The following is a 19,555-nucleotide window of genomic DNA, read 5'->3' as shown; positions in this document are numbered from 1 at the left end:
AGGACCCGCTCCGCACCCGCCCCCGGGCGGGACCTCGGGTCAGGTCTCCTCCTGACGTGCCTGCTCGTCGAGCAGCGCTCGCGCGTGGGCTCCGCCGTGCTCCTGGTCCAGTGCCCGACGGAAGCTGTCGAGCTTCTCCCGCCCTGCCGGGAACGGGGGGAGCAGGGGCACGTCGGGGTCGACGACGGCCTCGACCACCACCGGTCGGTCCGCTGCCAGTGCCCGGTCCCAGGCGTCGTCGACGTCGCCGGGCCGGTCGACGCGGACGCCGGTGAGACCCAGCAGGTCGGCGTACGCCGCGTAGGGGAAGGCGGGCAGCGTCTGGCTGGCGTCGTAGCGGGGGTCGCCCTCGGTCTCGCGCTGCTCCCAGGTCACCTCGGCGAGGTCCTGGTTGTGCAGCACGAGCACGACGAAGCGGGGATCGGCCCAGTCGCGCCAGCGGTGGGCGACGGTGATGAGCTCGTTGATGCCGTTCATCTGCATCGCGCCGTCGCCGACGAGGGCGACGACCGGCCGGTCCGGCGCGTGCAGCTTGGCCGCGAGGCCGTAGGGCAGCCCGGAGCCCATCGAGGCCAGGGTGGAGGAGAGGTGCGCGGGCACGCCGGGCGGGAGGACGAGGTGCCGGGCGTACCAGTAGGTGATCGACCCGACGTCGACCGAGACCTGCGCGTCCTTCGGCAACCGGGATGACAGGGCTCGTACGACGCGCTCGGGGTTGAGCGGCTCGGCCGGCCCGTCGGCCCGCTCGGCCGCGAGGTCCCGCCAGTCCCGCACCTGCTGCTCGACGTCGCTGCGCCACCCGGAGCGCTCGCGCAGCCGGGGGAGCAGGGCGTCGAGGGTCAGGGCGGCGTCGCCGACGACGCCGACCTCGACCGGGTAGCGGTTGCCCAGGTGCCGGCCGTCGAGGTCGACCTGCACGGCGCGGGCCTGACCGGGCGCGGGGTAGAACTCCGTCCACGGGTCGTTGCTGCCGACGATCAGGAGGGTGTCGCACTGGTCGAGCAGCCAGCCGGAGGCGGTGGTGCCGAGGTGGCCCATCACCCCGCAGCTGGTGGGCAGCGTCTCGTCCCAGAACGGCTTGCCGAGCAGGCTGGTGGTCACGCCGGCGCCGAGCCGCTCGGCGACCGTCCGCACCTGGTCGCCCGCACCGCGGGCGCCCTGGCCGACCAGCAGCGCGACCCGCTCCCCGGCGTCGAGCACCTCCGCCGCGGCGGCCAGGTCGTCGTCGTGGGGCAGCACGCGAGGTGCGCGCCACTGCGGCGTGGTGGGCACCACCCCGTGCGCGTGCGGCAGCTCGTCCGGCGCCTCGGCCACCTGGAGGTCGTGCGGCAGGATCACCACGCACGGCGACCGGGTGGCCAGCGCGGTGCGGAAGGCCCGGTCGACGACCATGGCCGCCTGCTCGGGGGCGAGCACCGGCTGGACGTACTGCGCGGCGACGTCCTTGAAGAGGCTGGAGAGGTCGATCTCCTGCTGGTACTCCGCGCCGAGGGCCGTGGTCGGCTGCTGACCCACGATCGCGACGACCGGCTGGTGGTCGAGCTTGGCGTCGTACAGCCCGTTGAGCAGGTGGACCGCGCCGGGCCCCTGGGTGCTCGTCACGACGCCGACTCCGCCGGTGTACTTCACGTGGCCCACAGCCATCAGTGCGGCGTTCTCCTCGTGCCGCGCCTGCACGAACTCGGGGTCGCCACCGGCGCGGCGCAACGCCCCCATGAAGGGGTTGATGCCGTCACCGGAATAGCCGAAGACGCGCTGCACGCCCCACGCGCGGAGGCGCTCGACGACCAGGTCGGCCACGAGCCGCTCGCCCATCTCACGACTCCGGGTCGAGGACCGTCGCGGGGGGAGCGCCCTCGCGGCCGTCGACGGTCTGCCACACCGATGCTCGCATCGCCGATCTCTCCTTCGGGTAGGTGGCACCCCCAGTGCCCCGCGGCGGGCCGGCCATGTGGGGCGCCACCCCTCGGGAGGATCGCCGGGTGCACCCGCTCGGCGTACGGTCGAGGTCATGACGAGCGACGAGCAGACCGGCCGGGACCCCTACGCCGAGCACCCGGAGGAGTCGGTCTTCCCCGGAGCGGGCGAGCGGGTCAGCGACGCCGACCGCCAGCGCGCGCTCGACGCCGAGCCGCGCGGCAACGCGACGGTCGGCGACACGGTCGACACCGACGACGTCGACTCCGAGGCGCACGAGCGCGGTCCCGGCGCCGCGGAGGTCGCCGACCAGGCCGACGGCGGCCACCTCAGCGACTGAGCCGCGGGCTCGCGGCGTCGACCAGTCGTCAGCCGAGGACGTCGGCCAGCCCCTCGAGCAGACGGTCGACGTCGCGGTCGTCGTTGTAGGCGGCGAGGCCGATCCGCAGCCCCGAGTCGACCGGAAGCCCGAGGGCGCGGAAGGTCTCGTGGGCGTAGAACGTCCCGGCCGGCACCAGCACGTCGCGGTGGGCGAGCCGCTCGAAGACCTCCCCGGGCGCGTGGTCGCGCAGGGTGAGGAACAGCGTCGAGGTGCGCGAGGCCGCCCGCGAGTGCAGGGTCAGCCGGTCGCCGAGGTCAGCGAGGCCGTCCTCGATCCGCTCGCGCAGGCGCAGCTCGTGGGCGGCGATGCGGCCGGCCGCGTCGACCAGCCGCGCACGGCGGGTCTCGCCGGTGCCCAGCGAGGCGATCAGGTCGACGGCGGCGGTGACGCCGGCGAGCAGCTCGTAGGGCAGCGTGCCGAGCTCGAAGCGCTCGGGGACCACGTCGGTCGAGGGGAGCAGCTTGTCCGGCCGCAGCGTCTCCAGCAGGGCCGGGTCGGCGACCAGGGCGCCGCAGTGGGGGCCGAAGAACTTGTAGGCCGAGCACACCAGGAAGTCCGCGCCCATCGCGGTGATGTCGGGCGCGGCGTGGGCCGTGTGGTGCACCGCGTCGACGTGGACCAGCGCGCCGACCTCGTGGGCGCGCGCGGCGACGGTGGCGACCGGCGGCCGCGTGCCGAGCAGGTTGGAGGCGGCGGTCAGCGCGACGAGCCGGGTCCGCTCGGTGATCTCCTCGAGCGAGGCGAGGTCGAGCTCACCGGTCGCGGGGTCGAGGCGCAGCCAGCGCACGGTGACGCCGGCCCGCTCGGCGGCCTGGAGCCACGGGCGCACGTTGGAGTCGTGGTCGAGCTCGCTGACCACGATCTCGTCGCCGGGCGACCAGGTGCGGGCCAGGGTGCGCGAGACGTCGTACGTCAGCGCGGTGGCGCTGCGGCCGTGGACCACCCCGCCCGGGTGGCCGGCGACGAGGTCGGCGACGGCGGCGCGGAAGCCGGCCACGGCGTCCTCGGCGTTGCGCTGGCTGACCAGCGCGGAGCCGCGCTGCGAGAGGGGTCCGGTGAGCGTGCGCGCGATGGCGTCGCCGACGACGCGGGGCGTCTGCGTCCCGCCCGGGTTGTCGAAGTGGGCGATGCCCGACTCGAGCGAGGGGAACTCGGCACGGAAGGCGGCGACGTCGAGGACGGGCAGGTCGGCAGGCATGCCCAGCACTCAACCAGACGCCCTCGACCGGGCGCTCACCCGGCGATGTGCACCACCGCGTCCCCGGAGTTGACCAGCGGGGCCTCGGTGCGGCCGATCACGATGCCGTCGCGGTTGGCGTAGACCGCGCGGAGCGTCCTGCCGAAGGAGTCGAAGAGGGTGCCGAGCCGCTCACCGTCGCTGACCTTCTGGCCGAGGTGGGCGTCGAGGTGCAGGATGCCCGAGCGCCGCGCCCGCACCCAGCCGCTGGAGCGGCACTCCAGGCTCGGCTCGACGGGTGGCTCCTCGACCGCCTCGGTCATCCCCAGCGCGGCCAGCACGCGGCGCACGCCGACCACGCCGGCCTCGACGGCGTAGTCGTCGAAGCGCAGGTTCTCCCCGGCCTCGTAGAGCAGCACCCGCGCCCCGTGCTCGCCGGCGGCGTGGCGCAGCGAGCCGTCGCGGATCCGGGCGTGGAGCATCACCGGGGCGCCGAAGGCGGCCGCCAGCTCGCGGGTGCGGGGGTCGTCGAGGTCGGCCCGCACCTGGGGCAGGTTGCTGCGCTGGTCGGAGCCGGTGTGCAGGTCGATGCCGACCTCGCAGCCGGCGACGATCTCCCGCATGAACAGGTGGGCGATCCGGCTGGCCAGCGAGCCGCGGGGCGAGCCGGGGAACGAGCGGTTGAGGTCGCGGCGGTCGGGCAGGTAGCGGTCGCCGGTCATGAAGCCCAGCACGTTGACGATCGGCACCGCGACGAGCGTGCCGCGGAACGCCTTGGGGTCGAGGCCGGCCATCACCTGGCGCACGACCTCCACGCCCGCCACCTCGTCGCCGTGGATGGCGGCGTCGATCCAGATCCTCGGACCGTCCTCGCGCCCGTGCACCACCCGCACCGGCAGCGTGACCTCGGCGCCGGTGACCAGCCGGGTGATCGGCAGCTCGAGCGCGCGCACCGAGCCGGCGCGGATCCGGACGCCGCCGATGGCGAAGGACTCACGCGCCACTACCTGCCCCAGTTCTTGCGGCGCACGGCACGGCGCGGCCGGCCGCCGGCGTAGGACAACGACGCGTCGACGAGGAAGCCGCGCACCAGCGCCTCGCGGCCGATCAGCATCCGGAAGCCCATCTCGTCGCGGTTGCTGAGCGTCACCTCGGTCGTGATGGTGCGCCCGGCGAGCGTGACGTCGAGCGCGACCGCGTAGCGCTGCTCGGCCTGCCCGTTGCTCGAGCGGACCTCGCGGCGGTCGAGGACGGGCAGGTCGAGCTCGACGTGGTCGTCGTCGGAGCGCTGCCACGGGTGGATCGAGAAGCGCACCCGCTCCTGCCCGTCGCGCTCGTGGGCCTCGAGGTCGAAGGCGTGGATCGACGACGAGCGGGCGCCCGTGTCGATCTTGGCCTTGACCCACGGCACGCCTGCCTGGGGCAGCGCCACCCACTCGCGCCAGCCCAGCACGACCTTGTCGAGCGCGGGTGGCTGGGGGGCTGTGGACACCGGGCCATCTTGGCAGGTGGCCGGCGTGGGGCGGGTGGTTGGATGAGGCCCGTGAAGCTCGCCATCCTCTCCCGGGCCCCGCGGTCCTACAGCACGCAGCGGCTGCGCACGGCCGCCGTGGACCGCGGTCACGACGTGAAGGTGCTCAACACCCTGCGCTTCGGCATCGACCTCTCCGGCGAGGAGCCCGACCTGCTCTTCCGCGGCAAGCAGCTCTCGACGTACGACGCCGTGATGCCGCGCATCGGCAACTCGATCACCTACTTCGGCACCGCCGTCGTGCGCCAGTTCGAGCAGATGGACGTCTACACCCCCAACACCAGCTACGGCATCGCCAACAGCCGCGACAAGCTGCGCGCGACGCAGATCCTCTCGCGCCACAAGATCCCGATGCCGGCGACGACCTTCGTGCGCGACCGCGCCGACGTGATCCCGGCGATCGAGCGCGTCGGCGGCGCGCCGGTCGTGATCAAGCTGCTCGAGGGCACCCAGGGCATCGGCGTGATCCTGGCGCCCACGATCAAGGTGGCCGAGGCGATCATCGAGACCCTCCAGAGCACCCGGCAGAACGTGCTGATCCAGCGCTTCGTCAAGGAGAGCAAGGGCCGCGACATCCGCGCCCTCGTCGTCGGCGACCGGGTGGTCGCGGCGATGCGCCGCGTCGCGCAGGGCGACGAGTTCCGCTCCAACGTCCACCGCGGCGGCACCGTCGAGGCGGTCGAGCTCGACGAGGAGTTCGAGCGGGTGGCCGTGCGGTCGGCCCAGATCATGGGCCTGCGGGTCGCGGGCGTCGACATGCTGGAGGGCCGCAAGGGACCGCAGGTGATGGAGGTCAACTCCTCACCCGGCCTCGAGGGCATCGAGACCGCGACCAAGCTCGACGTGGCGGGCGCGATCGTCGACTACATGGCCAACCAGGTCGCGTTCCCCGACATCGACGTGCGCCAGCGGCTGACCGTCTCCACCGGCTACGGCGTGGCCGAGATCGTCGTCCACCACGGCTCCGACATGGTCGGCAAGAAGCTCGGCGACTCCGGCCTCGACGACCGCGACATCACCGTCCTGACGCTGCACCGCGGCCCCAATGTCATCCCCAACCCGCGCAACAAGACGGTGCTCGAGGGCGAGGACCGGCTGCTCTGCTTCGGCAAGCTCGAGGAGATGCGCTCGATGATCCCCGACCGCAAGCAGAAGCGCGTGCGGCGGCTGATGAAGAAGCACCTGCCGCCGGAGAGCCTGTAGGAGTCCGGGGTCGGGGCGGCGCGGAGTCGCTCAGGAGAACCGCACGGCGATGCCGGGATAGTCGAGCACGAGCAGGTGGTCGTCGAAGTGCAGCTCGGCCTCGAAGCCGCCCTCGGACGTGTAGTGGAACCGCTTGCCGTCGATGCGCCGGTAGGTCTGGTCGAGCCGCCTGACCTCCAGGTCGAGCGCCTGGACGTAGACCGCCGAGGCCGTCACGGTCTCGCCGACAGGCAGGTCCAGGCGATGCACGGGGAAGGTGTTGGTGCAGGCAGACGCCTCGAGGTCCACGTCCACGAGCCCGTCGAGGTCCGGTCGAGGCACGTCGTCGACCGTCCAACGGCCGTCGCCGGTCACGGACAGGGCGACGGTGCGTCGACCGTCGAGCGTGTCACTGCTGACGACGGCCGATGTGGTGCGCCACCCGCGAGAGAACTCGATGCGATAGTCCACGGCATAGGGCATGCCACGCTCCACGGCGCTGGTGTGACCACGAAGCTCGCCGTCACTGGCGTAGACGACCTCGAACCCGGCGACGGCGTCGGCGAACCGCCAGGCGGCGAATCCGGGTAGCTGCGGCATGCGTCCAGTCGTTCCGTGCGAGATCGCGAAGGGCCGGGAGAGTCGAGACTGACACGCCACAGGCGCGGGTGTCACCAGTCCAGCTCGCTCTGCCCCTCGCCCGAGCCGCCAGGACGCTCACCCGAGGCGCAGCCGCGCGAGCGCCTCGCCCTCGTCGTGCTCGCCGGTGGGCACGAACCCCGACGCGAGGTAGAACGCCTCCGGACCGCCCGGCGCCTGCACCCAGCTCGTCTCCACCTCGGCGTGCCCGCGCTCGCCCATCGCCCGCGCCCACACGTCGAGCGCGCGGCGCCCGATGCCGCGGCCCTGGTGGCGCCGGTCGACGAGAAGGCGCCAGAGGTAGGGCCGTGGCGGCGACTCGGACCACATGAGGAAGCCGGCGGGATCGCCGTCGGCCTCGATGCCGCGACAGAAGGGGACGAGCGGCACGCCGTCGCGGGAGCCGGGGAAGAGCGCGTCGACGAACGACTGCTCCACCGTCGCGACGAAGCGCTGCTGCGTGCGGTGGACACCGACCCGCGTCCACCTCCGGAAGGTGTCGTCGGTGATCTCCACGAGCCGCACGTCGGTCGGCGGCGTCCGCGGCCGGTCACGCCAGGCGCGCCACTGCACCGAGCTCATCGCGTAGACGAGGTTGTCGTCCCACCCGCCGCGCCACCAGAACGAGCGCTGGGTCTCCACCTCGAACGTCATCCCCAGCCGCTCGAGCAGCCGCGCCGACGCGAGATTGCGCGGCGACAGCTCGGCGACGACCCGGTGCACGCCGAGGCGTTCGACGAGGTCGGCGACGACGGCGCTCGCCGCCTCGGTGGCGATCCCCTGCCCCTGCGCCGCCCGCGACAGGGTGAACCCGAGGTGGGCCACCCCGCCGTGCTCGTGCAGGCCGACGAAGAGGTCGCCGACGACCCGGCCGTCCTGCTCGATCAGGACCTGGTGGCGGCCGCCGTCGGCGAGGTCGGTGAGGCCGGCGTGCCGGGCGACGAGCTCGAGCGCCCGCTCCTCGCTCCACGGCAGCTCCCAGACCTGCAGCGCGGCCACCTCGGGGTCGTTGCGGTAGGCCGTCAGGGCCGGCACGTCCTCGGCGCGGGGGAAGCGCAGCGTCAGCCGCTCGGTGCGCATCGGGTAGGGCGACGGGCTCATCCGCACAGGCTCCCGTCCGCCACCGCGACCGGGCAACGGGGTTTGCACCCGCCGTCAGTCCCGCGCCCGCGTGTGCCAGAGCCAGGCGATGCCCACGAACGGCAGCACGAGCGGGAGCCACCCGTAGCCCGCGCCGTAGTCCGACCACACGGTCGCGTCGGGGAACAGCTCGGGGTCGAGCACGGTCAGGGTGCCGACGGTGAGCACGCCGACCAGCTCGAACCCGACCGCCGCCCAGGCCAGCCGGCGGGGGCTGGGGCCGACCTCGGCGAGGCCGAGGGTGGCGGCGACGTAGACGAGCGCGGCCACGGCCGAGAGGGCGTACGCGAGGGGCGCCTCGTCGGCCTTGGTGGCCAGCTGGACGAGCGAGCGGGCGGTCGCGGCGAGCGCGAAGACGCCGTAGACGGCGACGAGCGTGCGGCCCAGGCCCGACGACGTCGAGGCGACGCGGCTCATGCGGTCCACACCGCCACCGCGCGGACGACGACGAACGCCTGCGCCAGCCCGGCGATCATCAGCACGGCCGTGGCGCCGCGACTGCGCTCGGCGAGCGACCAGGCGAACCCGATCGGGAGCAGCACGAGCCCGGCGACGAGGTAGCCGAACACCGTGATCGCCGAGGGGCCGCTGAGGTCGGCGCCGCCGACCTGGAACGCGGCGACGACGATCAGCACCAGGGTCGCGGCCTCGATGACGGCGGCGAAGCCGAGCAGGCCCCAGTCGGGCGTGCGGTCGAGCGCGACGTAGACCAGCACCACCAGCGCGAACAGCAGCGAGGCGGCGATCAGCACGAGGGGCAGGGGTCCGTCCACGAGGGTCGATTGTCCCAGAGTGGCCCGCACGTCCCGCCGGAGGACCGGGTCAGCCCTCGACCGGGGGGAGCTCGCGCATGGCGTGGTCGGCGATCTTCTTCATCATCCACCCGTCGATGCCGCCGCCGACCAGGCCGCCGGCGACCGGGACCCCTCGGCCGAGGCGGGCCAGCGCCTTCTCGCTCACCCCGCGCACCAGCCGGAAGCCGACGGCCTTGTTGACCATCATCAGCGCCGCGGGCGGCAGTCCCTTGAGGGCATAGCTCGTCACCCGGCTGCCGGCGGTCGACATGCCGGTCCTGCGGAGCACCTCGTCGGCGTCGGAGCCGACCAGCGTGAGCAGGATCGCCGTACGCACCTGCGGGTCGTCGATGTCGTGGCCGCGCAGCACGGCGATGCCGCCGACCATCCGCACGGCCTGGAGGTAGAACTCCGCGACGTTGACCGGCAGCGACACCGGCATCGTCACGAAGCCGCCGATCCCGGTGACGAAGCCGCCGACGCCACCGGTGAGGGTGCTGCGGCGGGCCAGCGCCGCGATCGCCTTCTCCCGGTCGCCGCCGGCCTTGCGCAGCGCCTCGCCGGCGACCGAGCGGACCGGGCTGAGCGGCCCCCGGCCGTCGAGGCCGACGTCGAGGAGCAGCTCGACCATCCGGTCGACCGCCCCCGGGTCGGGTCGTGGGTCACCGGCGGCGTCGAGTGCCGACGTCCTCGACGTCTCGGAGCCGCCACGGCGCACCAGGTCCTTGAGTCCCATGCTGGCCACCCTACGAAGCGGTCGGGCACCCGAGCCCGGTCCCGCTCAGGAGATCGCGGAGCGGAAGCCGCGCAGGCGCAGGCTGTTGGTCACCACGAAGACGCTGGAGAACGCCATCGCGGCGCCGGCGAGCATCGGGTTGAGCAGGCCGGCGGCGGCCAGTGGCAGGGCGGCGACGTTGTAGGCGAACGCCCAGAACAGGTTGCCCTTGATGATGGCGAGGGTGCGGCGCGAGAGCCTGATCGCGTCGACGGCGACCAGCAGGTCGCCGCGCACCAGGGTCAGGTCGCCCGCCTCGATCGCCACGTCGGTGCCGGTGCCCATCGCCAGGCCGAGGTCGGCCTGGGCGAGCGCCGCGGCGTCGTTGACGCCGTCGCCGACCATCGCCACGACCTTGCCGGCGGCCTGGAGCCGCTGCACCTCGGCGACCTTGTCGGCGGGGAGCACGTCGGCGATGACGGTGTCGATGCCGACCTGGGCGGCGACGTGGCGGGCGGCGGCCTCGTTGTCGCCGGTGAGCAGGACCGGGGTCAGGCCCAGCTCGCGCAGCGCGGCGACGGCCCGTGCGGACGTCGGCTTGACGGTGTCGCCGACCACGACCACGCCGCGGGCGCGGCCGTCCCAGCCGACCGCCACGGCGGTGCGGCCCTCCGACTGGGCCCGCTCCACGGCGGCCTCCAGCGACGGCGGCAGGTGCTGGGCCCAGTCGGCCAGCAGGCTCGGCCGCCCGACCACGACGGCGTGCCCGTCGACGACACCCTGCACGCCGAGGCCCTCCCGGTTGGCGAACTCCGTCACGGGGGGCAGCGGACCCTCCACGGCGGCGATCGCCCGGCCGATCGGGTGCTCGGACGCCGACTCGAGCGCTGCCGCGAGGCGGCGTACGTCGTCGGGCGACTCGCCCTCGGCAGCCACCACCTCGTGGACGGTCATCTCGCCGGTGGTCACGGTGCCGGTCTTGTCGAGCACGATCGTGTCGACGCGGCGGGTGGACTCCAGCACCTCCGGACCCTTGATCAGGATGCCGAGCTGCGCGCCGCGGCCGGTGCCGACCATGAGGGCGGTCGGCGTCGCCAGGCCGAGGGCGCACGGGCAGGCGATGATCAGCACCGAGACGGCGGCGGTGAACGCGGCGGTGGCGCCGCCGCCCGCGCCCAGCCAGAAGCCCAGCGTGGCCACGGACAGGGCGATGACGACCGGCACGAAGACGCCCGAGACGCGGTCGGCGAGGCGCTGCACCTCGGCCTTGCCGTTCTGGGCGTCCTCCACCAGGCGCGCCATCTGCGCGAGCTGGGTGTAGGCGCCCACGCGGGTGGCGCGCACGACGAGCCGCCCGCCCGCGTTGACGGTGGCACCGACGACGGCGTCGCCCGGGCCCACCTCCACCGGCACGGACTCGCCGGTGAGCATGGAGGCGTCGACCGCGGAGGTGCCCTCGACGACCTCGCCGTCGGTGGCGACCTTCTCGCCGGGGCGCGCCACGAACAGTTCGCCGACCGCGAGCTGCTCGACCGGGATCCGCACCTCGGCGCCGTCGCGCAGGACGGCCACGTCTCGCACACCGAGCTCGAGCAGCGCCCGCAGCGCCGCGCCCGCGCGCCGCTTCGACCGGTGCTCCAGCCACCGCCCGGTGAGCAGGAACGTCGTCACGCCGGCGGCGCCCTCGAGGTAGATGTTGCCCGCACCGTCGGTGCGGTCGATCGAGATGCGGAACGGGTGGGTCATGCCCGGCTCGCCGGCCGTGCCGAGGAACAGCGCCCACAGCGACCAGGCGAACGCGGCCAGCACCCCCACCGAGACGAGGGTGTCCATCGTCGTCGCGCCGTGGCGCAGGTTGGTCCACGCGGCGCGGTGGAAGGGCAGTGCGCCCCAGACCACCACGGGGGCGGCGAGGGCGAGGGAGGCCCACTGCCAGTAGGTGAACTGCCACGCCGGCACCATCGCCATCGCGATCACCGGCACGGTGAGCGCCGTGCTGACCAGCAGGCGCTGCAGGAGCGGGTCGCGTTCGGGGACCTCGTCGTCGGACCCCGCCGCACCGGGGGGCGTCGGCAGCGCGGCGGAGTAGCCGGCGGCCTCCACGGTGCGCAGCAGGTCGTCGGTGCTGACCGTGTCGGGGAAGGTGACCTTGGCCTTCTCGGTCGCGTAGTTGACCGTGGCCGTCACCCCGTCGAGCTTGTTGAGCTTGCGCTCGATGCGGTTGGCGCACGACGCGCAGGTCATGCCGGTGATGGCCAGCTCGACGTCGGCCCGTGGGCTCGTCGTGGTCTCAGTGCTCATGGTCGCCCCCCTCGGCGTGGTCGCCGGACGGTGCCCCGCCCGACTCGACGGTGAACGCGGCGGTGTGCACGGTGCCGCGGTGCTTGAAGTCCAGGAAGAGCCGGTAGGTCCCCGGCTCGGGGAACGCGGTCGCGAAGTCGATGCCCGGGCCGGCGGCGCCGTCCTCGGGGTGCACGTGGAGGTAGCCCAGGTCGCCCGCGCGCATCGCGACGAGGTGGCCGTGGGCGCCGAGGTAGGGCTCGAGGTCGGTGACGGGCTCGCCGTCGAGCTCGACGCGCGTGGTGAGCACGGTCGAGGCTCCCGGGGCGGTGTCGCCCTCGAGCGCCACGGTGTAGGTGCCGGCGTCCGTGCGGATCCGGTCGGTGCGGTCGTCGTCCGGCAGCGGGCGCGGTGAGAAGTCGCCGGCCACGGACACGTCGTCGGCCAGCGTGATGCCCTCCCAGCCCTCGGGCACCAGGTCGGCGACCACCCGCCACACCCCGGGGGTCAGGTCCACGTCCACCGACCAGGAGCCGCTCGCGCGGTCGAGGCGCGGGTGCACGTGCTGGAAGCCGGTCAGGTCGCGGCGTACGACGATGAGGTGCAGGTCCTTCTCGTGCTCGCGGGTGTAGTCGAGCAGGGGCCGCCCGCTGGAGGTCAGCACCTGGAAGTCGAGACGGGTGCGCCCGGCGGGCAGCGTGCGGTCGGCGAGGGCGAGCGAGAAGCCGTCGGCGCGGGAGGTGAGCCCGGCGACGTCGGCGACCCCGGACGCGTGCTCCCCGTGCCCAGCAGCCTCCCCGGCACCGTCACCGGCACCGTGCCCCGCGTCGTCCGCGTGGGTCGCGGCACCGTCGTGGGCGGCCGGCTCGGTGTCGAGCGGGCCGACGTAGCGGCCTCCGGCCCAGGCCAGCGCGAAGGCGGCGGCGAGGGAGGCGACGAACGCGACGACGCGCAGGGGGGTGCTCATGCTCGGCTCCTCAGTGAGGTGAGGTGTGGTGGGGTGCGGGCGCGCTCAGGCGAGCGCGTAGCCGGCCTCCTCGACGGCGGCACGCACGGCCGACTCGTCGAGGGGGGTGGCGCTGGTGACGGTGACGGCTCCGGTCTCGACGACCACGTCGACGCCCTCGACGCCCGCGATCTCGGAGATCTCCTCGGTGACCGACGCGGCGCAGTGGCCGCAGGTCATGCCGGTGACGGTGAAGGTCTGGGTGCTCATGGGTGCTCCTCTGGGTGGGTCCGGGGTGGGTGGCTGTGCTGGCGGCTCAGGAGCGCACGAGGCGCGCGATGGCCTCGGACGCCTCCTGGAGCTTCTGCTCCTGCTCGGCCCCGCCCTGCCGCGCCGCGTCGACGAGGCAGTGCGCCATGTGGTCGTCGAGGAGCGAGAGGGCGAGCGACTGGAGCGCCTTGGTGGCCGCGGAGACCTGGGTGAGGATGTCGATGCAGTACTTCTCCTCCTCGACCATCCGCTGGATGCCGCGGACCTGCCCCTCGATCCGGCGCAGGCGCTTGAGGTGGGCCTGGACGGCCGCGTCGTTGCCCTCGAGGTGTCCGTGCTGCTCGCTCATGGATCCCACCATACCCCCAGGGGGTATCAAAGTCACCACGAGGTTCGCCCGTAGGGGTGAAAACGTTCGTGCTGGCACCACCATGAGCCGGTGCTCGGGACCTCCTCGGGCTACTGTCGCGGTGACGGTCGGGGGGTCGTCGGGGGTGGAGCGTCCATCCCCCTCCGGACGACACCATCAGGACCACCATGGACATCCGAGTCGCACTTCTCGGCAGCGACGAGCTCGTCAAGCGAGGCCTCGACAGCATGCTCAAGACGCTCGGCGGCTTCGAGCTCGGCACCATCAAGGACCGCTCCCGCCAGCCCATCGACATCGCGCTCGTGGAGACCTTCGGGACGCCCCGCGGCGACACGACCCTGCAGCGCGCGGTCGCCGATCCCCACATCCGCCGGGTGGCGGTCTACACGTGGAACCACCAGCCCGGGCTCGCGCACGAGCCGCTCGGCCAGGGCGTCACCGGCTACCTCGCCAAGAGCCTCAACGCCCCGCAGCTCGGGCGCGCGTTGCGCGCGATCCACCTCGGCGAGACGGTGGTCGCGCCGCTCCTGCCGGTGCTGCCGACCAAGGACCTGCGCTCGAGCACGCAGGCCGACCTGCTGACCGCCCGCGAGCGCGAGACGCTCTCGCACATCGCCACCGGCAAGAGCAACGACGAGATCGCGCGACAGATGCAGATCTCGCTCAACTCGGTGAAGTCCTACATCCGCAGCGCCTATCGCAAGACGGGCGTGCAGAGCCGGAGCCAGGCCGTGCTCTGGGCGGTCTCGCACGGCCTGGCCGCGGAGGCGTTCGACCGGGTCTGAGCCCGGTCTCAGCTCCGGTAGCCGCCCAGCAGCTCGGCCAGCCGCAGGTGCGGCTGCGCCTCCTCGCGCCGTCCCTGGCGCTGCAGGGCGCGCCCGAGCAGCAGGTGGGCGTAGGGCTCGTTGGGGTCGTGCTCGAGCAGATCGGTCGCGACCCGGATCGTGCCGTCCAGCTGCGCGGAGTGGAACAGGGCGCGGGCCAGCAGCAGGCGTACGTCGGTCAGCTCGTGCCGCACGTCGCCGGGGTCGTCGAGCAGCTCGGCCAGCAGGACGGCCGCCTCGCGGTAGGCACGCTCCTCGAAGAGCGCCTGGGCGCGCAGCCAGCGGTCGTGGGTGCTGTCCTCGAGCAGGCCAGCGTGCCCGCGGAGCAGGTCCTCGAACGGGGTGAAGTCGGTCATCGTCGCTCCTCTCGCGACTGCCGTCGGCCCGGTGCCTTCGATGGTGCTCCTCCCAACGCGCCGAGCGCGGCAGGCATTCCGCCGGGCGCGTCGGACGGCGAGGAGGGGGTGCGCCGAACGCACGGAATACTGGGGGTGCCCACCCCGTTGAAGGTCGTACAATCTTCAACCAACCCGGAGGACACCATGCAGTTCGGCATCTTCAGCGTCGGCGACGTCACCACGGACCCGACCACCGGACGCACTCCGTCCGAGGCCGAGCGCATCGCAGCGATGACGCAGTACGCCCTCAAGGCCGAGGAGGTCGGCCTCGACGTCTTCGCGACCGGAGAGCACCACAACCCGCCGTTCGTCGTGTCGTCGCCGACGACGCACCTCGGCTTCATCGCGGCGCAGACCGAGCGGCTGCTGCTCTCGACGAGCACCACGCTCATCACCACCAACGACCCGGTGAAGATCGCCGAGGACTACGCCTTCCTCCAGCACCTCTCCGGGGGGCGCATCGACCTGATGATGGGTCGCGGCAACACCGGTCCGGTCTACCCGTGGTTCGGCAAGGACATCCGCGACGGCATCAAGCTCGCGGTCGAGAACTACCACCTGCTCCGCACGCTCTGGCGCGAGCCCGTGGTGAACTGGCAGGGCCAGTTCCGCACGCCGCTCCAGGGCTACACCTCCACCCCCGCGCCGCTCGACGGCACGCCGCCGTTCGTGTGGCACGGCTCGATCCGGAGCACCGAGATCGCCGAGCAGGCGGCCTACTACGGTGACGGCTTCTTCCACAACCACATCTTCTGGAACAAGGAGCACACCGAGCAGATGGTGAGGCTCTACCGCCGCCGCTTCGAGCACTACGGCCACGGCTCCGCCGACCAGGCCTACGTCGGACTCGGTGGGCAGGCGTTCATGGCCTCGACCGAGGCCGAGGCCAAGCGGGTCTTCCGGCCCTACTTCGACAACGCCCCGGTCTACGGCCACGGCCCGTCGCTGGAGGACTTCTCCGAGATGACCCCGCTGACGGTCGGCACCCCCGAGCAGGTCATCGAGCGCACGCTCGGCTTCGCCGACTACGCCGGCGACTACCAGCGCCAGCTCTTCCTGATGGACCACGCCGGCCTGCCCACCTCGCTGGTGCTCGAGCAGATCGAGATGCTCGGCACCGAGGTCGTGCCGGTGCTGCGCACCGAGTTCGAGCGGCGCCGCCCCGCCCACGTGCCCAGCGACCCGCCCACCCACGCCACGCTGGTGGCGGCCGGCCCCGAGGCGCCGCACCACCTCGTCGAGCCCGCGCGGGCCCACGTCGAGGCGCAGCAGGCCGCGCAGGTCGACGCATGAGCCGACGCATCGTCGTGGTCACGGCGGGGCTGACGGTGCCGTCGTCGACCCGGCTGCTGGCCGACCAGCTCGCCGAGGCCACGGTCGCGCAGGTGACCGCGCGGGGGGAGGCCGCCGAGACCGAGTTCGTCGAGCTGCGTGAGGTCGCCGGCGAGCTGGCGACCTTCATGGTCACCGGCGGCATCCCGACCCCGCGGCTGACCGAGCTGCGCGAGCTGGTGGCGTCCGCCGACGGCCTCGTCGTGGTGACACCGGTCTTCAACGGGAGCTACAGCGGGCTGTTCAAGATGTTCTTCGACGCGCTCGACAAGGACGCGCTGGTCGGTACGCCGGTGCTGATCGCCGCGGCCGCCGGCAGCTCGCGGCACTCGCTGGTGCTCGACCACGCGCTGCGCCCGCTCTTCGCCTACCTGCGCGCGGTGGTCGTCCCCACCGGCGTCTTCGCCGCCACCGAGGACTTCGGCAGCCACGGGCTCTCCGACCGCATCACCCGCGCGGCCGCCGAGCTGGCCGCGCTGGTGCTGGGCCAGGGCGGCTACGCCGTCGGCGGGTTCGCTCCCGACCTCGCCGCGCGCCCGCGGCGTACGTCCGGCACCCGGCTCGAGACCGACGTCACCCCGTTCGGCGACCTGCTGCGGGGCCACACCGGCACCGACTGAGGGCCCCGGGACACCGCCCCACGGGTGTGCTCGCCCACCGCCGGGCGGTGGTTGTGTCGGTGAGTGCGGACCGCCTGTGTCGGAGTCCCCGCCTGAGCGGGGACTTCGACGGGATCGGGGAGGATCCGAGCCACTGGGTGACGTGGATCTTCCACGATCGCGCCGGGACGCCGGATCCGGCTCCGGGGGCGTACGCGTGTGACGAGCCCGCACCACCGACCAGACCCTCGGGAGGACACATGAGCGACACCGTCTGGAGCTACCGCGACAGCGAGTGGGCGCACGACCGCGACCTCGTCGGCTACGACGTCGAGGGCGAGGACGGCCCGCTCGGCAAGGTCGACCGGGCCACCGCCGAGACCGACGGGTCCTGGCTCGTCGTCGACACGGGCTTCTGGATCTTCGGCAAGCAGCGCCTGATCCCCGCCGGCACCGTCGTGGGCATCGACCACGACGGCAGGCGGATCATCGTCAATGTCAGCAAGGAGCAGGTCAAGGACGCGCCCGACTACGACGACGACACCTGGGACGAGCAGGCACGGGGCCGCCACGCGGACTACTACACCCAGCGCACCGGCCACGAGAACCGCGAGGACGTCCCCGGTGAGTCCGGCGGCTCCGGTGACTCCGGCGACGCCGGGTCGACCGGGGAGGGCACGGGCCCGGTCGCACCGCGGTGAGCGTGGCGCCCACCTGGCCGCCCTCGCCGGAGGGCGGTTACGCCCGCAGGTGGGCCGCCAGCCGCGCCGCGAGGTCCACGGAGGCCGCGATCTCCTCGCGACGGATGGAGACGCTCTCCACGTTGACGCCGATGGGCACCCCGAGCCGGCGGCAGAAGTCGATGAGCTCGAAAGCCGTCGCCTGCGCCTGGTCGAGGGACGCCGCCAGCGGGTCCGTCGAGTGCCGGAGGTCGTTCTCGATCCACCGGGGGACGTCGACGCCGAGCCAGCGGAGGAACTCGAGGGTCTTCATCGAGCCGCACACGGAGAACGTGAACACGATCGGGACCGGGGCCAGGCCGCGGGCCTCGCACTCGTAGCGGTAGTCGGACACGAGGTTCTTGGCGGCGTTGAGGTCGTAGACGACCTGGGACACGAAGAACCGGCAGCCGGCCTCCTGCTTGGCGATCAGGCGCAGGTGCTCGTTGTCGCGCCGGCTGTGCCGCTCGGGGATCGCCACTCCTCCGCACAGCAGGTCCGGGTTGAGCTCGCCGCGCAGGGCCTGCGCATCGGCGAGCGACACGGGCGCGGCCAGGCCGCTGGAGGCGGCGCCGACCAGCACGGTCAGCGTCCGCCGGGGATCCTGCTCGCTGAGCCACGTCCGCAGCTCGTCGCGCTGGTACTTGCCGACCGCGCGGTAGACGATCGTCGGCGTCCGCCAGGCCCGGAGGTGCTCGGAGCGGTAGTCGGACGGGTCGACGGTCGGGCTGAAGGGGAACGGGCGCTGCTCCGGGTTGCGCGACGTCTCGTCGTCGATGTCGTAGAGGACCAGTCCGTCGAGGTCGAGGTGGTCCAGCCGCTCGATGGTGGCGCGCGCGATCTCGGGGAGCCGCTCCGCGGGCGTCGACTGCCGCGGCGGGGTGATCGCGAAGAGGACGAAGTCACCGTGGCCGGATCCGATGCGGGTGGTGATCTCCACGCCGCCACGGTAGCGGGGGCGCCACCGCACCTCCGAGAGCCCGGCTCGCGGTCGCGCTCGGGTCGGCCCGCGCGCGAGTCGGCCGCGCCGGGACCGTGCTCCTAGGGTGTTCGCACCCGTCCCACCACCCAGGGAGCCGCCGTGCCGGAGACCGACCTCGTCCCGTGGCGCGCCGAGCCGGTGGCGCCGCGCGTCCACGCCGGCACCGTGCGCGCCGACCGGCTGCGGGTCCGCGCCGACTACCCGGTCACCGGTGTCGCGCTCGTGCTGCTGGTGCTGCAGGCGGTGTTCCTCGTCCCGCTCTTCTGGCAGCTCGACATGACCGCGGTCGCCGTGCCAGCCCTGCTGGCGCTCGACGCGCTGGGCTTCGGCGCGCTGTGGCTGCTGCGCGAGCGGGCTCGCCGCGACGTCGGCCGGCTCGCGTCGTCGTACGGCGACAGCGAGCGCGACGGGGCCACCCGCGACCCGTCGCTGGCCGGGCTGCTCGCGGTCTCGCGCGAGCGGCACGAGGCGATCCGCGAGGAGTGGACCCGCGCCCTCACCGACCCGCTCGCCTCGCTCGCCCCGGAGGCGGCGACCGACGTCGCCGACCCCGACACCGCGGCGTTCCTCGAGTCCTACGCCGCGCTCGAGGACTTCCTGGCGGCCCACCCGCGCGGCGTGCCCCCCGAGCTGGTCGGGGTCTACGGCGAGGACGTCCGCGAGTGCCGGAGGCGCTGGGACGCCGCCCGGGCGCGCTCCGGCTGAGCGCTCCTCACCGCTTCCACGCCGGTCCGTCGCCGCCCAGGCGCTCGACCAGCCGCCGCCCGACGTGACCGGCGTTGGCCAGGCGTACGTCGTCGGGGAGCTCCGGGAGGTTCTCCTCCCAGTCCAGCAGGCACGACCCGCGCAGCTGCGCCATCCGGGCCGGGCGGCCGAAGAAGAAGGGGTGGGCGTGGGCGCCGCCGTCGCCGTAGCGGCCGATGTGGCAGCGGCCGACGCTCGGCAGCTCCTCGACCGCGGCGCAGATCCGTGCCATCAGCACGCCCATCTCCGCGGCCAGCTCGTCGGGCAGGTCGGCCAGGTCGTGGTGCTCCACCGGCCGCAGGATGAAGGAGACCGGCAGCCGCATGTCGAGGGTGACGAGCAGCCAGCGCTCGTTGCGCCACGCCACCCGCGCCGCGCGCTCGGGCGGCAACGGCTGGCGGCAGAAGCAGTCGGCGGGGTCCTCGCCCTCCCGCGGCGGCTCGGCGTCCTGGAGCGCCTCGAGGGGCTTGATCCGCAGCCCGTCGAGCTCGAAGGGGAAGACGTCCCATCCCGGCATCGCCTCGATGGCGACCGGGAGCCTCCCCTCGGCGTCGGTGGCCGCGGCGACGCGGGCGTGGAACTGCTCGGCGGTCTCCAGGCTCATGCCGCGAAGT

Annotated in this window: 23 protein-coding genes; 7 read left to right on the top strand and 16 right to left on the bottom strand. The window is 73.5% G+C overall.

Going from position 1 to position 19,555, the window contains the following annotated elements; all coding sequences use genetic code 11:
• Nucleotides 1–39 precede the first annotated feature (39 nt).
• On the bottom strand, nucleotides 40–1,815 hold the full coding sequence (locus AC4H2S_RS02845; RefSeq protein WP_491495448.1) for a thiamine pyrophosphate-requiring protein: 1,776 nt from the start codon (nucleotides 1,813–1,815) through the stop codon (nucleotides 40–42).
• Between the two features lie 196 nt (nucleotides 1,816–2,011).
• Between AC4H2S_RS02845 and AC4H2S_RS02840 the strand changes: the two genes are divergently transcribed.
• Nucleotides 2,012–2,257, top strand: coding sequence for a hypothetical protein (locus AC4H2S_RS02840; RefSeq protein ID WP_491495447.1), 246 nt, complete (start codon nucleotides 2,012–2,014; stop codon nucleotides 2,255–2,257).
• Nucleotides 2,258–2,285: 28 nt separating this feature from the next.
• On the opposite strand, the gene AC4H2S_RS02835 is transcribed toward AC4H2S_RS02840, so the two are convergent.
• The 3 genes from AC4H2S_RS02835 to AC4H2S_RS02825 are packed head-to-tail and all read right to left on the bottom strand — an operon-like array spanning nucleotide 2,286 to nucleotide 4,968.
• Complete coding sequence (locus AC4H2S_RS02835) at nucleotides 2,286–3,497, bottom strand: cysteine desulfurase-like protein (protein ID WP_491495446.1); 1,212 nt, start codon at nucleotides 3,495–3,497, stop codon at nucleotides 2,286–2,288.
• 35 nt (nucleotides 3,498–3,532) lie between these two features.
• A complete protein-coding gene (locus AC4H2S_RS02830; RefSeq protein ID WP_491495445.1) occupies nucleotides 3,533–4,480 on the bottom strand; it encodes a succinylglutamate desuccinylase/aspartoacylase family protein in 948 nt (315 codons plus the stop codon).
• Entirely contained in the window at nucleotides 4,480–4,968 is a 489-nt protein-coding gene (locus AC4H2S_RS02825) for an ATP-dependent zinc protease family protein (protein ID WP_491495444.1), read from the bottom strand. The genes AC4H2S_RS02830 and AC4H2S_RS02825 overlap by 1 nt, the downstream gene beginning before the upstream one ends.
• 51 nt (nucleotides 4,969–5,019) lie before the next feature.
• Between AC4H2S_RS02825 and AC4H2S_RS02820 the strand changes: the two genes are divergently transcribed.
• Complete coding sequence (locus AC4H2S_RS02820) at nucleotides 5,020–6,210, top strand: RimK family alpha-L-glutamate ligase (RefSeq protein ID WP_491495443.1); 1,191 nt, start codon at nucleotides 5,020–5,022, stop codon at nucleotides 6,208–6,210.
• 30 nt (nucleotides 6,211–6,240) lie between these two features.
• Here the strand turns inward: AC4H2S_RS02820 and AC4H2S_RS02815 are convergent, their stop codons facing one another.
• The 9 genes from AC4H2S_RS02815 to AC4H2S_RS02775 all read right to left on the bottom strand — a co-directional run bounded on the left by AC4H2S_RS02815 (nucleotide 6,241) and on the right by AC4H2S_RS02775 (nucleotide 13,322).
• A complete protein-coding gene (locus AC4H2S_RS02815) occupies nucleotides 6,241–6,789 on the bottom strand; it encodes a putative glycolipid-binding domain-containing protein (protein WP_491495442.1) in 549 nt (182 codons plus the stop codon).
• Between the two features lie 117 nt (nucleotides 6,790–6,906).
• Complete coding sequence (locus AC4H2S_RS02810) at nucleotides 6,907–7,929, bottom strand: GNAT family N-acetyltransferase (protein WP_491495441.1); 1,023 nt, start codon at nucleotides 7,927–7,929, stop codon at nucleotides 6,907–6,909.
• 54 nt (nucleotides 7,930–7,983) lie between these two features.
• The gene (locus AC4H2S_RS02805) at nucleotides 7,984–8,385 is read right to left on the bottom strand and encodes a hypothetical protein (protein WP_491495440.1); all 402 of its coding nucleotides are present in this window, start codon (nucleotides 8,383–8,385) and stop codon (nucleotides 7,984–7,986) included.
• Nucleotides 8,382–8,741 carry a hypothetical protein gene (locus AC4H2S_RS02800; RefSeq protein WP_491495439.1) on the bottom strand — a complete coding sequence of 120 codons (360 nt, stop codon included), beginning with the start codon at nucleotides 8,739–8,741 and terminating at the stop codon, nucleotides 8,382–8,384. Before AC4H2S_RS02800 ends, AC4H2S_RS02805 begins: the two co-directional genes overlap by 4 nt.
• 49 nt (nucleotides 8,742–8,790) lie before the next feature.
• Nucleotides 8,791–9,498, bottom strand: a complete 708-nt coding sequence (locus tag AC4H2S_RS02795; protein ID WP_491495438.1) for an EcsC family protein — start codon at nucleotides 9,496–9,498, stop codon at nucleotides 8,791–8,793.
• 45 nt (nucleotides 9,499–9,543) lie between these two features.
• Nucleotides 9,544–11,778 (bottom strand): heavy metal translocating P-type ATPase, encoded by a 2,235-nt coding sequence (locus AC4H2S_RS02790; RefSeq protein ID WP_491495437.1) that lies wholly within the window; start codon nucleotides 11,776–11,778, stop codon nucleotides 9,544–9,546.
• Nucleotides 11,768–12,724, bottom strand: a complete 957-nt coding sequence (locus AC4H2S_RS02785; RefSeq protein WP_491495436.1) for a DUF8832 domain-containing protein — start codon at nucleotides 12,722–12,724, stop codon at nucleotides 11,768–11,770. The genes AC4H2S_RS02790 and AC4H2S_RS02785 overlap by 11 nt, the downstream gene beginning before the upstream one ends.
• A gap of 45 nt (nucleotides 12,725–12,769) precedes the next feature.
• On the bottom strand, nucleotides 12,770–12,973 hold the full coding sequence (locus tag AC4H2S_RS02780; protein WP_491495435.1) for a heavy-metal-associated domain-containing protein: 204 nt from the start codon (nucleotides 12,971–12,973) through the stop codon (nucleotides 12,770–12,772).
• A 46-nt stretch (nucleotides 12,974–13,019) separates the two neighbouring features.
• Complete coding sequence (locus AC4H2S_RS02775; protein ID WP_491495434.1) at nucleotides 13,020–13,322, bottom strand: metal-sensitive transcriptional regulator; 303 nt, start codon at nucleotides 13,320–13,322, stop codon at nucleotides 13,020–13,022.
• Between the two features lie 188 nt (nucleotides 13,323–13,510).
• Between AC4H2S_RS02775 and AC4H2S_RS02770 the strand changes: the two genes are divergently transcribed.
• Complete coding sequence (locus AC4H2S_RS02770; RefSeq protein ID WP_491495433.1) at nucleotides 13,511–14,128, top strand: helix-turn-helix transcriptional regulator; 618 nt, start codon at nucleotides 13,511–13,513, stop codon at nucleotides 14,126–14,128.
• A gap of 8 nt (nucleotides 14,129–14,136) precedes the next feature.
• Here the strand turns inward: AC4H2S_RS02770 and AC4H2S_RS02765 are convergent, their stop codons facing one another.
• Nucleotides 14,137–14,523, bottom strand: a complete 387-nt coding sequence (locus tag AC4H2S_RS02765) for a hypothetical protein (RefSeq protein ID WP_491495432.1) — start codon at nucleotides 14,521–14,523, stop codon at nucleotides 14,137–14,139.
• A gap of 135 nt (nucleotides 14,524–14,658) precedes the next feature.
• Between AC4H2S_RS02765 and AC4H2S_RS02760 the strand changes: the two genes are divergently transcribed.
• The 3 genes from AC4H2S_RS02760 (at nucleotide 14,659) to AC4H2S_RS02750 (ending at nucleotide 17,197) form a co-directional block, all read left to right on the top strand.
• Entirely contained in the window at nucleotides 14,659–15,858 is a 1,200-nt protein-coding gene (locus AC4H2S_RS02760; protein ID WP_491495431.1) for an LLM class flavin-dependent oxidoreductase, read from the top strand.
• The gene (locus AC4H2S_RS02755; protein ID WP_491495430.1) at nucleotides 15,855–16,517 is read left to right on the top strand and encodes a CE1759 family FMN reductase; all 663 of its coding nucleotides are present in this window, start codon (nucleotides 15,855–15,857) and stop codon (nucleotides 16,515–16,517) included. The genes AC4H2S_RS02760 and AC4H2S_RS02755 overlap by 4 nt, the downstream gene beginning before the upstream one ends.
• A 239-nt stretch (nucleotides 16,518–16,756) precedes the next feature.
• Nucleotides 16,757–17,197 (top strand): PRC-barrel domain-containing protein, encoded by a 441-nt coding sequence (locus tag AC4H2S_RS02750; RefSeq protein ID WP_491495429.1) that lies wholly within the window; start codon nucleotides 16,757–16,759, stop codon nucleotides 17,195–17,197.
• A 37-nt stretch (nucleotides 17,198–17,234) separates the two neighbouring features.
• Here AC4H2S_RS02750 and AC4H2S_RS02745 read toward each other — a convergent pair whose 3' ends face one another.
• A complete protein-coding gene (locus tag AC4H2S_RS02745) occupies nucleotides 17,235–18,155 on the bottom strand; it encodes a methylenetetrahydrofolate reductase (RefSeq protein ID WP_491495428.1) in 921 nt (306 codons plus the stop codon).
• A 141-nt stretch (nucleotides 18,156–18,296) separates the two neighbouring features.
• Here AC4H2S_RS02745 and AC4H2S_RS02740 point away from each other — a divergent pair, with 141 nt between their 5' ends.
• Entirely contained in the window at nucleotides 18,297–18,902 is a 606-nt protein-coding gene (locus AC4H2S_RS02740) for a hypothetical protein (RefSeq protein WP_491495427.1), read from the top strand.
• Between the two features lie 7 nt (nucleotides 18,903–18,909).
• Here the strand turns inward: AC4H2S_RS02740 and AC4H2S_RS02735 are convergent, their stop codons facing one another.
• On the bottom strand, nucleotides 18,910–19,545 hold the full coding sequence (locus tag AC4H2S_RS02735; RefSeq protein ID WP_491495426.1) for an HIT family protein: 636 nt from the start codon (nucleotides 19,543–19,545) through the stop codon (nucleotides 18,910–18,912).
• Nucleotides 19,546–19,555 lie beyond the last annotated feature (10 nt).

This window comes from Nocardioides sp. Z13_37 (assembly GCF_058355585.1).
Note: the sequence above shows the minus strand (reverse complement) of the source record. Positions and strands in the feature narration are given on the sequence as shown.

What these genes read in the sequence shown, in the direction of transcription:
- AC4H2S_RS02845 (WP_491495448.1), bottom strand. Translation starts at nt 1,815, where the DNA reads ATGGGCGAGCGGCTCGTGGCCGACCTGGTCGTCGAGCGCCTCCGCGCG.
- AC4H2S_RS02840 (WP_491495447.1), top strand. Translation starts at nt 2,012, where the DNA reads ATGACGAGCGACGAGCAGACCGGCCGGGACCCCTACGCCGAGCACCCG.
- AC4H2S_RS02835 (WP_491495446.1), bottom strand. Translation starts at nt 3,497, where the DNA reads ATGCCTGCCGACCTGCCCGTCCTCGACGTCGCCGCCTTCCGTGCCGAG.
- AC4H2S_RS02815 (WP_491495442.1), bottom strand. Translation starts at nt 6,789, where the DNA reads ATGCCGCAGCTACCCGGATTCGCCGCCTGGCGGTTCGCCGACGCCGTC.
- AC4H2S_RS02810 (WP_491495441.1), bottom strand. Translation starts at nt 7,929, where the DNA reads ATGAGCCCGTCGCCCTACCCGATGCGCACCGAGCGGCTGACGCTGCGC.
- AC4H2S_RS02805 (WP_491495440.1), bottom strand. Translation starts at nt 8,385, where the DNA reads ATGAGCCGCGTCGCCTCGACGTCGTCGGGCCTGGGCCGCACGCTCGTC.
- AC4H2S_RS02795 (WP_491495438.1), bottom strand. Translation starts at nt 9,498, where the DNA reads ATGGGACTCAAGGACCTGGTGCGCCGTGGCGGCTCCGAGACGTCGAGG.
- AC4H2S_RS02790 (WP_491495437.1), bottom strand. Translation starts at nt 11,778, where the DNA reads ATGAGCACTGAGACCACGACGAGCCCACGGGCCGACGTCGAGCTGGCC.
- AC4H2S_RS02785 (WP_491495436.1), bottom strand. Translation starts at nt 12,724, where the DNA reads ATGAGCACCCCCCTGCGCGTCGTCGCGTTCGTCGCCTCCCTCGCCGCC.
- AC4H2S_RS02780 (WP_491495435.1), bottom strand. Translation starts at nt 12,973, where the DNA reads ATGAGCACCCAGACCTTCACCGTCACCGGCATGACCTGCGGCCACTGC.
- AC4H2S_RS02775 (WP_491495434.1), bottom strand. Translation starts at nt 13,322, where the DNA reads ATGAGCGAGCAGCACGGACACCTCGAGGGCAACGACGCGGCCGTCCAG.
- AC4H2S_RS02770 (WP_491495433.1), top strand. Translation starts at nt 13,511, where the DNA reads ATGGACATCCGAGTCGCACTTCTCGGCAGCGACGAGCTCGTCAAGCGA.
- AC4H2S_RS02765 (WP_491495432.1), bottom strand. Translation starts at nt 14,523, where the DNA reads ATGACCGACTTCACCCCGTTCGAGGACCTGCTCCGCGGGCACGCTGGC.
- AC4H2S_RS02755 (WP_491495430.1), top strand. Translation starts at nt 15,855, where the DNA reads ATGAGCCGACGCATCGTCGTGGTCACGGCGGGGCTGACGGTGCCGTCG.
- AC4H2S_RS02750 (WP_491495429.1), top strand. Translation starts at nt 16,757, where the DNA reads ATGAGCGACACCGTCTGGAGCTACCGCGACAGCGAGTGGGCGCACGAC.
- AC4H2S_RS02735 (WP_491495426.1), bottom strand. Translation starts at nt 19,545, where the DNA reads ATGAGCCTGGAGACCGCCGAGCAGTTCCACGCCCGCGTCGCCGCGGCC.